Genomic DNA, 12,891 nt, shown 5'->3' on the forward strand with positions numbered 1-12,891 from the left:
TGTAAATCCCCCTGTTCTACACGGCTAAACCAGCCGTTTCTCTATGTGATCTCAGTGTAGAGTTAAAAAAGGTGAGGAAAAAGTGTAAACTGGTTATGATTTAATCTCACCTTTTGAAGAGGATGTCGACATGAAATTAATTGAGCACTATACCCGGCTTTACGAAACCTACATCACTTCTGACCTACAGGATCAAGATGGAAGGGTTCATCTCACCCGCTTGACCAAGATGGAAGATATCCAGAACTGCTTATGCTGTACCACGCGGCATGCCAAATGGCTGATCAAGCAGTTTCAGCAGCAGCAATGGATTCAGTGGGAGGCTGCCAGAGGCCGGGGCAAAGCCTCCAAGCTCACCTTCTTGGTGCATCCAGATGAAGCGAAGGCAGAGGAGGCCCGGCAGTGGGTACGGGAAGGAAAGTATGACATGGCGTTAACCGTCATCTCAGAAGCCGATCATCGGGTCAAGGAGCAGTTTCATGCATGGCTCGGGCATCAATTGGGGTACCGGATGGAAATGGAGGGAAACAAGGAGCTGGATGTGCTCAGGTATCCTTTCTATCCGTGCATCGTAAGCCTTGATCCGGCTTACATTCTGTCTCGTCATGACAGTCACTATGTGGAGCATGTGTTTGACACGCTTGTGCAGTATGATCGCAGCACACACCGGATCGTGCCTCATCTGGCGCATCACTGGGAACGGCTTCATGGGGGGATGGAGTGGAGATTCTACCTTCGCAAAGGTGTGCGGTTTCATCATGGAAGGGAGCTGACCGCGGAGGACGTGGTGCAGACGTTCCTGCGTTTTCCCGAGCTTAACCGCTTAACCCGGAGCTTCTGGGAGCAGTTGAAGATCAGCGATATGAAGGCGCTCGGCAGCCATACGGTGGCTTTTACCCTGGCTGTGCCAAGCGCGATTCTGCCACAATATTTCCGTTCTCCGGCAACCTCTATTATTCCTTATGACATATGGGAGAGGGATCCGGAAGCCTTTCACCGCATGCCTGTCGGAACAGGCCCCTTTCGAATCGCCAAACATGACCGGACGATGCTGGTGCTTGAGGCCTTTGAATCTTATTTTCTGGGGCGGGCAGAGCTAGACAGGGTGGAAATCTTGACGGTACCTGACCTGTCCCGAGAGGAAAGCGAGCTGCTGAGGTATCAATACAACTTCGCCGGATCGCCGGAACAGACGGATGACGGTGACCGCAAAGGAACTTGCAGTGATAGCGAGGATTGGGACAAGCTTGAGAATATAGAGGATGGGGCATCTTATTTTACCTTTAACATGAATAAACAGGGGCCGCATCAGAACCTGCTGCTGCGACAAGCGCTGTGCTTGGCGCTTCCCATTGAGCGGATCGACAAGGAGATGGACTCGGAACGATACATGCCGGCCTACAGCTTATTCTACGATGTCAGTCAGGAGCGCAGTGCTTTCCGCCCGAGCCGACCGACGATTCATCAGTTAAGAGAATGGGTGAGACTATCAGGCTACAACGGAGAGCTCGTGCACATCTGTTCCACCGAATTGCGTCCTAAAGCCGATCACAGGCCGGTGGCATTGTGGCTGCAGCGTCAGTGGGAACAACTCGGCGTAAGATGTCGGGTGTCCGTGGTGCCCATCCACGAACTCATGCGTCCCGAACGTCTTGCCGAAGTCGATGTGGTGGTAGCAGGGGTCGTTTTTGCCCAAAGTCCGCTTGTAAGTTTTATCCGAACTTATCAGAGCGACACCAGCTTTATTCTGAAACAGCTTGCGCCTTCCTACCGTCACCTTGTGGATCAGACGTTCTCCCGAATGATATCCGGGTCAGAGCGTGCATGGGAAGAAATGCTGGAGCTGGAGGAGCAGCTTCTTCAGGAGCACTTTATCCACTACCTGTATCACCGATCTCACTATGTATATGTGAAGACAGGCAGCCATCTGCAGGGGGTGAGGCTGACTAGCAACGGACGGGTGGATTACCGCTCGCTGTGGTTCAAACGGGCGTAACATCGAATGGGCAATCGAATGGGCAGGGAGGTGGCATGCTTAGGCGGCCTTTTATATTTCAACCTGCCCTCCCTAGTTCTTACTTTACGCCCATTGCTGGTTACAGACTGCATCAAGCCCGCGGCCTGGTCACCATCCAGATGCCCAATACAAGCGTCCAGAGAAACACGGGACCCGAAGTCACCGGGTAGATCATTATACTCCACTCGGGAAGCAGCAGTGCAGCCGGAATTCCGACGGCTCCCCATGCGCCCGCAGCTATGCCCGCCCATGCGATGGCAGGCTTCATCGCTTCCTCTGCAAGCAGCGAAAAGCCCAGCAGAACGATACCAATCCATGCCAGCATCATGGCAAAGTCGCCTGCCATGATGCCGAAGGCAAACAAGCCTGCGCCAAGCGCTGCCGTTCCTGCGTCCACCCGGTGCCATTCCAGAGCAAGGGAAGGCAGGGTTGTCAGTTCCATCGCTAGTACAAGAACCCAGATCGTCAGAGCTGCCATAAACAACCGGGCAGCCATCCTTGCCGCCGGCCTGTTCGCCGCCAAGCTCTCGCTCATGGACAAGCCCCCGAGCCACAGAATGACCGCCGCCAGCATGAGACTATGATCCCACTGCCAATAGACAAGCATGTCGGATATCATAGCGATGACATGATGTCCTGTCCAAGGATTTGTGGCCGGAGGATGCATCAGCGTAGCAATGATGAACAGGACGCCGCCCAGCAGGATGCTGATCCCTGCATACCGGGATACATTATAACCTTGCTTTTTCATACCAAGCTCCCCCCCTTCTAATAAGAACCTATCTATTTATATCCTGCCCGCCGGAGTATGAATCCAGAAGTCCTTGACATGAACACGGCATCTGTGTCATGATTCTGATCAAATCCACTGGCTTTTCATGCCGGGAATGGATACCAGGAACAGCAAATCACACCGCTATGAGAAGAAGTAGTAGCCTTTTTCCAGGTTTTCAGCGAACCGGCGTCTGGTGCAAGGTCCGGTACCTTCGGGGTAGGTGAATGGGTCTTCTCGCTTCAACCCGAACCTCTGGCATATGCCCGTGCAGTAGGCGTTGACGGCGCTCCCCCGTTATCATGGGAGACATGGTGACGAAGATTTGATTCTTCAAGCCGTGATTGAGTGCGACATGAAATGTCGAATACGGGTGGTACCGCGGAGTTACACTTCGTCCCTAAGGGGGATGAGGTGTTTTTTTGTGTTGTTCTTCCGTTAAAATTCAGGAGGTGTTTGTGTTGAAGAGATTATTGTCAGGCATTAAACCTAGCGGCGATTTGAATATCGGGGGATACGGAGGTGCCCTAAATCAATTTGTCAAAATGCAGCATGAATATGAGTGCTATTTTTTTGTTCCCGATCTGCATGCGGTGACGGTTCCCCAAGACCCGAAGGAGCTTCACCAGCGCTCCCGGGATATTGCCGCCTTCTACATGGCTGCGGGCATTGATCCCGGCAAAGCCGTGATCTTCCTTCAATCCCAGGTTCCAGCACATACGGAGCTCGGATGGCTGCTTGAGACGCAGGCACATTTCGGCGAGCTGGGCCGAATGACGCAATTCAAGGACAAAGCCGAAGGCAAAGACACCGTCAGCTCGGCGCTGTTCACGTACCCGGTGCTGATGGCGGCAGATATTCTGCTGTATCAGGCTACTCACGTCCCTGTCGGAGACGACCAGAAGCAGCACCTGGAATTGACACGGGATCTCGCTGAACGCTTTAACCGCCGATTCGGGGATACCTTCACCCTGCCGGAACCTGTCATTCAGGATATCGGCTCGCGCATTATGGGACTGGACGATCCATCCAAAAAGATGAGCAAGAGCAATCCGAACAAAGGCAGCTATGTGCTGCTGCTTGATTCGCCGGATGAGATCCGCAAGAAGTTCTCCCGGGCGGTGACCGATTCGGATATGCAGATCCGCTATGACTGGGAGCAGAAGCCGGCGGTCAGCAATCTGATCGAAATCTACTCGGTGTTCTCGGGAGAGGACATTCCTGTAATCGAGAAGCGTTATGAAGGCCAGGGATACGGCACCTTCAAGAAGGAGCTGGCCGAGGTTGTCATCGAGAAGCTGACCCCGATTCAGGAGAAGTATCGGGAGATCGTCCATTCCAGTGAGCTGGACCAGATCTTGAAGGACGGCGCAGAGCGCGCCACAGCAGCCGCAGAACGCACGCTGACCAAGGTGAAGCAAGCGATGGGGTTTGTTACCTTTTGAGGCCTGGGATTGTCCACGCCGCCGATTAAGAAGCTTCATCCGATTACGTGTTTAAGTATCCTCGTGGTGTTTCGCGAATTCAATAATAAAAAAGCCATAGAAGGTCTTGTTGAACTTCAATGGCAATTACGTAATTTTAGTCATTTTCGGTATTGATATTGGGAAGCGGGGGATTGGGTATCACCTTTATTTGTAGTGACGCTCCTTTTAATGGTTCATCCATAATAACATAGAAGAACTTGCTGTTGGTATAATCCTTCACTTGCGGATTCAGTATCACATTCGGCCCATCTATAGAGGTTATTTCTATTTTCGCCGAATCAATGAGGTTGTTGTTTATTAGACCGAAGATGATACTGTAATCTTGATCGCCTGTGCTTTGACCTGTTACATGGTAATAGATGTCTTCATCAGTATCATTAACAAACACATTTCCATTATAGCTCCAATTCCATTTCAAATAGCGCTTGTTTAGTGCACCTACACTAATTCCATTTTTATGGGGATTTTCATAGAAAACAAATATCGTATCTCTCTTCACCCCTGATTCCGTTATAATTTGATCTTCAGATATTCCTTGTTTTAGTAGAAAATCTTGGGGTGTTGTAGGAAAATTTAGATAAAAAATGACTAGAAAAGAAAGCAAAAATACGATCGACGCAACGATTATCCATCTTTTTTTCATCATCCAGCTCCTTTCCTTTTAAAAAATTTAAGTCAAAACCCAACTTTTTCTTTTATTGGGATTAGTATACTACTTTTTCAGAAGGGTTAACATGAACAAAACCGTCTAGTAATGCTGCGTTGTCCTTGTCATTACTTTTTGCTTTAGGTGCACAGTCAATTTCCCATGCGGAATCAGTGCCATCCGAGGCGCAAACTAATGTCGCTCGCGATGATCAAAGTAACGAGAGGCTGAAGTTGAGGCGTTAAGCAAGGGGTTTGAAAACCCCTATTCAATTACCGGGTTGATAGAAGAGGATGAGAGTAAATATTTAGAGATGGGTTTCCCTAAAGAGGAGCTAAAAAACTTAACCCCTTTCCGCCGTGCTGTTCTCAGTGATATTTGGAATTCATCAGGCGGGACGGCGAAAATCCTAAGTGGCGATGAATTAGATGAATTCGGTATAACTGCCAATGAAGATATCGATAGACCACTTATCAGCGTCTATAAACCATCTGAATACCCAGATATTTCCATGTCACAATATATTAAAGTAACTTCGATAACAGGTTTAGTTGTGGGCTAAAAGCGTAGCCAATGCGCTTGCTTGGTCTGACGATTGGAATATTGTCGACCACATGTCCGTCAACGTTTGGTGGACAAGAAATATTATTGGCCAAGTCACTTCTCACGCTGAATGGGGCATCATGATTGATGCTGTTCCAAAAACAGGAATAAGCTATAAATCTGTTGATATACCTCATTCAAACGCATATTCAATTGATAGTATATTGGAAGTGGTCTTAAAAAAACCAAAATCATCGTCTGGCAGCATGGATATTGTTGCAAAGGGTGGCTATACAACCACCTCAATTAATTGGGGTGCTTCCATTTCATACCCACCTGGAATTACCTTTACCCCTTCAGATAAGGTATTCCAACGAGCCAATACTAGAAATGTTAACGATCCAATAAAATAAACCATAAATAGAAACATAGAAAGGAACCAGCTCAATAGCTGGTTCCTCTCTATGTTTAAATCATATAGCTAATTGGGATAGATCCATGCAGCAACTCAGGAGCTTACACCCCCATGTCCCTGCCTCCCCTAGGGCCTACAGATCCAGGGATCGGACGCAAAGAGCGGGGCTCCTAACATTGCCAAGCGATCAGCATGCATCACTCTACGATTTGATCATCTGCTTCACAAGCTCCCGGTTCCGTTCCTTAAACACTTCATTATGGGAAGATACCATCGCGCTCTTATGCGCTTCCGGATCTATGTACCGCTTCGCGCTGTTAACCGCGTTGGCCGCATCCTGGAATGCGCCTGCAATCAGATGCAGCTTGCCGTCATAATGCAGGATATCCCCCGCTGCGTAAAGGCCTGGAATGGATGACTGACAATGGGCATTGCCTGCGATATAGAAGTCATCAACCCGGGAAATGTCCAGCTGGCTGTTCTCCAGCAGCGACATGTCACGCTCATAGCCGTGGTTGATGATGACCTCATCCACCGGAACCACAGTAACCTCGCCGGTCTGGCTGTTCGTTAGCTCCACACGCTCGATCATCTCATGATTATCCGAGGCCAGCAGTTTGGTAATCTCGGTGTGGAAGAAGCAGGTGACGGAGCTGTTCAGCAGCTGGTCAACCTGGGCTTCATGACCGCTGAGCGCATCCTTGCGGTAAGCAAGGTACACCTTCTTCGCCACCGGCTCGAGCTCGTTGGCCCAATCGACCGCCGAATTGCCGCCGCCGGATACAATGACCGTTTTGCCCTTGAAGTGCTGAAGCGACTTGACCGTATAGTTCAGATTGGAGACCTCGAAGCGATCCGCGCCATCAATCTGCAGCTTCTGCGGATTCAGAATACCGCCACCAACAGCCACAATGACGGTTCTGGACAGATGGATGCCTGAATTGGACGTATGAAGCTCAAACAATCCCTCTGCATTTCGGGAAATCGATTCCACCTTCTCATTCAGGAACACTTCCGGATTGAAAGTTAAGCCCTGTTGAACCATCTGCTCAATCAGCTTCGCACCGGGAATCGGCGTCTGCCCGCCAACATCCCAGATCATCTTTTCCGGATACACATGGACTTTGCCGCCCAGCATCGGCTGATATTCGATAATCTTGGTTTTCATCCCACGCAGGCCACTGTAGAAAGCCGAATACAGTCCCGCTGGCCCACCGCCGATGACGGTCACGTCAAAAATCTCATTGCTCATCCATCTTCACTCCCGATCTATTATTCATGGCCTGTTCTCAGCCAATAACGTAAATGATTATCATTATCATTTAGTATACGTGCAATCTACTCCAATTACAATGTCGGATTTATGAAATATTCATCTTTTCCTCATCTTTAAAGCCTGATTTCTTTAGAAAAACAAGCTTAATCGTCCCCGCTTTCGTCAAAAAATGAACATAAATTATTTTTATTTCCTATATAAATTAATATTTTTTAAATTTATAATTAAGAAGTTTATTGACAAAAAGAAAGCCTGCGTTTAATATTATGGCTGATATTGAGAATCATTATCATGAATAAATCCCACCTTTGGAGGTGCTTTTCATATGACCCGCCTGAGTACCGACCGATTAAACGTCGGCTATGGTGAAAACCTCATATTGAACCGTCTTAATGTAGATATCCCCGACAAGAAGATCACAACGATCATCGGCTCGAACGGCTGCGGGAAATCGACCTTGCTGAAAGCGATCACCCGCATTATCCCGCATCAGGGCGGCTCCGTGGTACTGGATGGCGAAGACATTTCCAGGGTACATACGAAGCTGTTGGCCAAGAAGATGGCCATTCTGCCTCAGACGCCGGAAGGACCGGGCGGATTGACGGTAGGCGAGCTGGTATCCTACGGGCGCTTCCCTCATCAGCGGGGTTTCGGACGCCTGTCAAAGCAGGATATGGAGGTTATCGACTGGGCGCTTGAAGTAACAGGAACCCAGCAGTATAAATACCGTTCCGTGGATGCGCTGTCCGGTGGACAGCGTCAGCGCGTGTGGATCGCCATGGCGCTGGCACAGGAAACGGAAATGATCTTTCTGGATGAGCCTACAACTTACCTGGATATGGCCCACCAGCTTGAGGTGCTTGAGCTTCTTCAGAAGCTGAACGAAGAGCAGCAACGGACGATCGTTATGGTTCTCCATGATATTAACCATGCGGCGCGATTTGCCGATTACATCATCGCCATGAAGAATGGCCAGATTGTAAAGACTGGATCAAGTGAAGAAGTTATTACTCACGACGTGCTTAGAAAGGTTTTCAATATTGATGCTGAGATCGGCCGTGACCCTCGGACCGGAAAGCCTGTATGCATCACTTATCATTTGCTAAAAGGAGAAGTAGAGGATAACCACCTACTTGAACAAGAGCCGGAAGTGGATATGGTTCTTGCCGCTGCTGGTCGTTAGTGCATGCGGGGCCCGCATATCGCCAAGGCGCTGGTCGGCTCGCGCAACCAGCTGTACATTCCGGTCGCCATATTGATCGGCGGCTGGATGCTGCTTCTGGCTGACACCATCGGGCACAATCTGGCCGATCCTGACGGCATTACTGCAGGCATTATGGTCGCTTTGATCGGCGCTCCATACTTTGTGTATCTGCTGCTGAAGAAATAACGCGAAAGCCCCTATCCAGCATGTGCAACGGGATAGGGGCTTTTTATTTACTGCTACTGGATGCTTCCTGTTCTTACTTCCTTTCTTTGTTTGCCGCTTCCTCCAGGCGTCGAAATCGCTTCAGATCCGACTTCCGAATCGGAAGCGGCTCGCGGCGCAGCAGTTTAACCACCGCTACGATCAGCAGCAGGAGCAGTACGGCGAACGGAAGCGCTGCAATCAGCGACGCGGTCTGGAGCGCCTCCAGGCCACCGGTATAAAGCAGCACCCCGGCAATCGCAGCCATCAGCGTGCCCCATACCAGCTTGATCAACATCGGGGGGTTCAGGCTGCCGAAGGTGGTCATGCTGGACAAAATATACGTTGCCGAATCCGCCGACGTGACCAGAAAGGTCAGAATCAGCAGGACAGACAGAATCGACGTTATTGTCGATAACGGCAGCTGATTGAACAGCTGGAACAAAGCCGAGGTCACATCCTCATGCACCGCATTGGCGATGCCTGCCCCGCCATGGAGATCATACCAGATGGCTGTGCCGCCGAATGCCGCAATCCACAGACAGGCAATGAACGGCGGTACAACCATGACGCCGACGATGAACTCGCGAATGGTTCGTCCCCGGGATACTCTGGCGATAAAGGCGCCTACATAAGGCGACCAGGCAATCGCCCACGCCCAGTAGAAGATCGTCCAGTCGCGCACCCAGGTTCCCCCTACATAAGGCTGCAGACGAAGGCTGTATTGCACAAAATTCGTCACATAATCGCCGAGCGCCAGCGTAAAGGTCTCCAGAATAAAGACAGTAGGCCCCAGTATAAAGACAAACAGCAGAAATACAAGCGCCAGCCCCAGGTTCACATTGCTTAAATACCGGATGCCTTTATCCAGTCCCGTCGTGGAGGAGATCATATAGGCCACAAAAATAAACGCCAGAAGTCCGAGCTGAATCCATACGCTGTTGCCGATACCCATAATGGAATTCAGACCCCCGCTCATCTGCATGACACCGAGCCCGATGGAAGTTGCAATCCCCATCACCGTGGCGATGACCGCCAGGATGTCAATCGTGTTCCTCACCGCAGGCTTGTTCCCCGTCACAGGCTCAAGCGCCGTAGATACAAGCCCATCTTTCTCCTTGCGAAACTGCAGAAAAGCAATCACCAGCCCGACCAGCGCAAATACCGACCACTGGCTGATTCCCCAGTGAAAGAACGAATATCCCATCGCCAACCGTGCGGCTGACTCGGTCTGTGGCTCCACCCCGGAGAACGGTGTGGTGAAGAAATGGCTCATCGGCTCTGCAACCCCCCAGAACACCAGACCTACCCCAAAGCCCGCAGAGAACAGCATCCCGATCCAGGTAAAGAACGGATAATCGGGCTTCTGCTTATCGCCGCCGAGCCGGATGTTTCCGTATTTACTCGCCGCCACCCATATCAGAAAGATGATAATGACGAACACGGACAACAGATAGAACCAGCCGAAACTGCTTGTTGTGACATTGAATAAAAAGCTGGCGGTTGCGCCAAACGCGTTCGGCATCACGGCTCCTAATACGGCGAGAACCGCAATAATGATTGCAGCAACAGTAAACACCGTATTTTTCAGGAGATTCCCTTTCATATGTGTCACCCCAACCTGATCTGGTTTATCGTACTCTGTTCAGTATTTCTTTTTAAACCAAATTTGATGTACTTAATCGGTAAATTGGGGAAGCTGGGTTTCGAGACCCAAGTGCGGGGAACGGCTGAACATACGATAAAAGCCCGGACAGCAAAATCCGGGAACGCTCTCCCCTCTTCCGCTGTCCGGGCCATATTCATCACTTACTGTGCCAAGCGATTATTCCTTCACGAACGTTCTCGTGCTTCGTACCGTATCAATCGGCCGTACCATTCGCTCGATCTGCTCCCGCTTGGACTCCAGGAACGGAGGCAGCGACAGCTTCTCGCCAAGCGTCTCGTAAGGCTCATCGCCCATAAAGCCGGGGCCGTCCGTGGCGAACTCAAACAGAATCTGCGGCGCCACCCGGGTATACAAGGATTCGAAGAAGAAGCGGTCCACATGGCCCGAATGACGGAAATTGAAGCTGTCCAGACGCTCGATCCAGTGCTCCAGTGCAGCGCGGTCCTCCACGCGGAAGGCCGCATGGTGAACCGTACCGAAGCCTTGGCGCGCCCGGGGAAGAACCGTGTTATAATCAACGACAACCTGCGCACCGTTTCCGCCTTCTCCGACTTCGAACAAATGCAGGGAGCCCGCCTGGTCAATCTCGGTGAACGCAAGCACCTTCTCCATCACTTCCTTGAACTCCGCAAAGTTCGAGACGCGGACAAAAATCGGACCTAGGCCGGTAATCGCATACTCCAGCGGAATCGGGCCATTCTGCCATGGTGTGCCGGATGCCACGCCCTCGTTCAGCTCATCAGAGATGAGCTGATACTCTTGATCGTCGAAATCGACAAACACCAGCACCTTTTTCCCGAATAGCTCTTGAATGCCTCTGTGCTTCACCTGCAGCCGGTCAAAGCGTTTAACCCAATAGTCCAGCGCCGCATCGGTTGGCACCCGGAATGACGTTCTATAAATCTCGTCCGTGCCATGCATGCCCTTCGGAATTCCCGGAAAGTCGAAAAACGTCATGTCCGTCCCGGCACTTCCCTTGTCATCGGCAAAAAACAAATGATAGGTCCGGATATCGTCCTGATTCACCGTTTTCTTCACGAGGCGCATGCCCAGTACATAGGTGAAGAACTCGTAGTTCTTCTCCGCGCTGCTCGTAATGGCTGTAACGTGATGTATCCCTTTTAATTGATTCATGATTGAAGCCCTCCATCTCCAAATATATAGGAAGTCTGGTTAACGACAAGTTCCTTCCGGCTCCCTCATTTAATTTTAAATAATAATTCTTAATTTAAAGATAATACTATAGTATTTCATGTGATTCGTCAATAGTGTGAAAAAGGCGATCTATAGCCTTTATCCCCAAAGCGACGTTCAAAGCCTTCCCTGAATCAGCATGCATCATACATATCGATATTTTAAACAAAACAAAAAGAAGAATACCAACGAACAGGCATGGCATTCTTCTTTTGGGTTCAGATCACTCGTTTATTAAGACGAGCAGCGAACTATATCTTCAATATTGGCGGTAATTTTATATTGTCCCCGTAGAGGTTTGTAGCCGAGCTGACTGTTAATTCTCAGAATAGGCTCATTTAAAGAGTCATTGTCAGTGCGGATGTACACAGCCCCCCGCTGCTTGGCGAGCTGTATCGCTTTCAGCTTCAATGCCAGCCCAATCCCTTGGCCCCGGTACTTCCTGCTAACGCCAGTATACTCATGATACATCCCCTTGGTACTCGGATTATACAGAACGTTAGTAACGCCAATATACCGGTCACGATCTGCAGCAATGAGCACCTGATCCGGAGCGTAACCATCGACTTCCAGAAGCCATGTTCTCCATTCCCTAATCGCAGGAACCTCGTCATGAAAGCCTGGAATATCAACAAGTGTCTCTTTATATAGCTCATACAGCTTTTCTTCATTCTGAGGGGTGAACTCATCTTTCAGGGTTGTAAATCTCAGTCCGCGCCCTTCCAGCTTTCGAAATAGCTCCACTCCGCCAAAGCTGCTCCTATCGAAATGCTCCATTGGTAAGACAGATTGGTATGTATGCCGCTCTATAGTGAATCCTTGCTGTCTGGCGAAGCGCAACGAGTCCTCACAATCGTCCCATATCTCTGACACCAGCCTCTTCGCGCCTAGACCCTGGCTCCAAAGGGCCGCATGCCTAGCCAAGAGCTGACCAACTCCTTGTCGGCGATAAGATTTCATCACAATTAACGTATTGTTGATCTGCCCAGGCTCCGTCCAAGGAGCTCGCCACGATAACAAATAACCAACAATTTCACCCGCCGCTGTTACGGCTACCCTTCGAGTCCGATCATAGCCTGCAAGCAGTCCATCCGCATTCAGGTAGGTGTGGCCCTCGGTATACATCTTAGCATCGTCTTCCATCAGCCGTTCTGCCGTCGTCGGCTCAGGCCAATAACTGTTTAACAGCCGTGCAATCCCCTCGTAATCCTCCGGGAGCTGCAGCGGCCGGATTGTACTGGTCACTACAGGTGACCCCCTCCCCAGTCGCTATACTCCGTCATTATGACATGCTCATATATGGATGGGTAGGGAAAAATTGTTTATAACCAATCTATCCGCCAACTTGATACAGAAACAGCAGCCCCTAGGCTTCTATTAGCCGACCCTGCACAATAAGACGGTGGGTGGCTTCATACAGCGGATAGTTGGGTTCTTTACAATTTCTCTACAAACCTAACATTC

The 12,891-nt window shown here is 50.1% G+C and carries 11 protein-coding genes, 1 pseudogene and 1 other annotated feature; of the genes and pseudogenes, 6 read left to right on the plus strand and 6 right to left on the minus strand.

The window, feature by feature from the left end; all coding sequences use genetic code 11:
- Window positions 1–130 precede the first annotated feature (130 nt).
- On the plus strand, window positions 131–1,996 hold the full coding sequence (locus tag CHH67_RS10320) for an ABC transporter substrate-binding protein (RefSeq protein ID WP_095265083.1): 1,866 nt from the start codon (window positions 131–133) through the stop codon (window positions 1,994–1,996).
- A 112-nt stretch (window positions 1,997–2,108) separates the two neighbouring features.
- On the opposite strand, the gene CHH67_RS10325 is transcribed toward CHH67_RS10320, so the two are convergent.
- Window positions 2,109–2,768, minus strand: coding sequence for a hypothetical protein (locus CHH67_RS10325; protein WP_095265084.1), 660 nt, complete (start codon window positions 2,766–2,768; stop codon window positions 2,109–2,111).
- Window positions 2,769–2,926: 158 nt separating this feature from the next.
- Window positions 2,927–3,194, plus strand: a binding site (T-box leader).
- A 56-nt stretch (window positions 3,195–3,250) separates the two neighbouring features.
- Between CHH67_RS10325 and trpS the strand changes: the two genes are divergently transcribed.
- A complete protein-coding gene (gene trpS, locus CHH67_RS10330; RefSeq protein ID WP_095265085.1) occupies window positions 3,251–4,234 on the plus strand; it encodes a tryptophan--tRNA ligase in 984 nt (327 codons plus the stop codon).
- Window positions 4,235–4,370: 136 nt separating this feature from the next.
- On the opposite strand, the gene CHH67_RS10335 is transcribed toward trpS, so the two are convergent.
- Window positions 4,371–4,922: a hypothetical protein gene (locus CHH67_RS10335; protein ID WP_095265086.1), complete on the minus strand. Its 552-nt coding sequence runs from the start codon at window positions 4,920–4,922 to the stop codon at window positions 4,371–4,373.
- Window positions 4,923–5,202: 280 nt separating this feature from the next.
- On the opposite strand from CHH67_RS10335, the gene CHH67_RS10340 reads away from it, so the two are divergent.
- Together CHH67_RS10340 and CHH67_RS25950 are read left to right on the plus strand one after the other, a co-directional pair.
- Window positions 5,203–5,484: a hypothetical protein gene (locus tag CHH67_RS10340; RefSeq protein ID WP_095265087.1), complete on the plus strand. Its 282-nt coding sequence runs from the start codon at window positions 5,203–5,205 to the stop codon at window positions 5,482–5,484.
- A complete protein-coding gene (locus CHH67_RS25950) occupies window positions 5,474–5,878 on the plus strand; it encodes a hypothetical protein (protein WP_144029254.1) in 405 nt (134 codons plus the stop codon). The genes CHH67_RS10340 and CHH67_RS25950 overlap by 11 nt, the downstream gene beginning before the upstream one ends.
- 204 nt (window positions 5,879–6,082) lie before the next feature.
- Here CHH67_RS25950 and CHH67_RS10345 read toward each other — a convergent pair whose 3' ends face one another.
- Window positions 6,083–7,132: an NAD(P)/FAD-dependent oxidoreductase gene (locus CHH67_RS10345; RefSeq protein ID WP_095265088.1), complete on the minus strand. Its 1,050-nt coding sequence runs from the start codon at window positions 7,130–7,132 to the stop codon at window positions 6,083–6,085.
- 349 nt (window positions 7,133–7,481) lie between these two features.
- On the opposite strand from CHH67_RS10345, the gene CHH67_RS10350 reads away from it, so the two are divergent.
- Together CHH67_RS10350 and CHH67_RS10355 are read left to right on the plus strand one after the other, a co-directional pair.
- Window positions 7,482–8,339: an ABC transporter ATP-binding protein gene (locus CHH67_RS10350; RefSeq protein WP_095265089.1), complete on the plus strand. Its 858-nt coding sequence runs from the start codon at window positions 7,482–7,484 to the stop codon at window positions 8,337–8,339.
- Between the two features lie 12 nt (window positions 8,340–8,351).
- Window positions 8,352–8,546, plus strand: a pseudogene (locus tag CHH67_RS10355) (iron chelate uptake ABC transporter family permease subunit); the annotation flags it as partial.
- A 73-nt stretch (window positions 8,547–8,619) separates the two neighbouring features.
- Here the strand turns inward: CHH67_RS10355 and CHH67_RS10360 are convergent.
- The 3 genes from CHH67_RS10360 to CHH67_RS10370 all read right to left on the minus strand — a co-directional run bounded on the left by CHH67_RS10360 (window position 8,620) and on the right by CHH67_RS10370 (window position 12,672).
- Window positions 8,620–10,170 (minus strand): BCCT family transporter, encoded by a 1,551-nt coding sequence (locus CHH67_RS10360; RefSeq protein ID WP_095265090.1) that lies wholly within the window; start codon window positions 10,168–10,170, stop codon window positions 8,620–8,622.
- 219 nt (window positions 10,171–10,389) lie between these two features.
- Window positions 10,390–11,367 (minus strand): ring-cleaving dioxygenase, encoded by a 978-nt coding sequence (locus CHH67_RS10365; RefSeq protein WP_095265091.1) that lies wholly within the window; start codon window positions 11,365–11,367, stop codon window positions 10,390–10,392.
- Between the two features lie 294 nt (window positions 11,368–11,661).
- Window positions 11,662–12,672 carry a GNAT family N-acetyltransferase gene (locus tag CHH67_RS10370; protein WP_095265092.1) on the minus strand — a complete coding sequence of 337 codons (1,011 nt, stop codon included), beginning with the start codon at window positions 12,670–12,672 and terminating at the stop codon, window positions 11,662–11,664.
- Window positions 12,673–12,891 lie beyond the last annotated feature (219 nt).

Origin of the sequence: Paenibacillus campinasensis (assembly GCF_002272015.1) — a bacterium.
GTDB lineage: Bacteria > Bacillota > Bacilli > Paenibacillales > Paenibacillaceae > Paenibacillus_AQ > Paenibacillus_AQ campinasensis.

Excerpts from the sequence above, each read along its gene's own strand:
- CHH67_RS10320 (WP_095265083.1), top strand. The coding sequence starts at position 131 with ATGAAATTAATTGAGCACTATACCCGGCTTTACGAAACCTACATCACT.
- CHH67_RS10325 (WP_095265084.1), bottom strand. The coding sequence starts at position 2,768 with ATGAAAAAGCAAGGTTATAATGTATCCCGGTATGCAGGGATCAGCATC.
- CHH67_RS10335 (WP_095265086.1), bottom strand. The coding sequence starts at position 4,922 with ATGATGAAAAAAAGATGGATAATCGTTGCGTCGATCGTATTTTTGCTT.
- CHH67_RS10345 (WP_095265088.1), bottom strand. The coding sequence starts at position 7,132 with ATGAGCAATGAGATTTTTGACGTGACCGTCATCGGCGGTGGGCCAGCG.
- CHH67_RS10350 (WP_095265089.1), top strand. The coding sequence starts at position 7,482 with ATGACCCGCCTGAGTACCGACCGATTAAACGTCGGCTATGGTGAAAAC.
- CHH67_RS10360 (WP_095265090.1), bottom strand. The coding sequence starts at position 10,170 with ATGAAAGGGAATCTCCTGAAAAATACGGTGTTTACTGTTGCTGCAATC.
- CHH67_RS10365 (WP_095265091.1), bottom strand. The coding sequence starts at position 11,367 with ATGAATCAATTAAAAGGGATACATCACGTTACAGCCATTACGAGCAGC.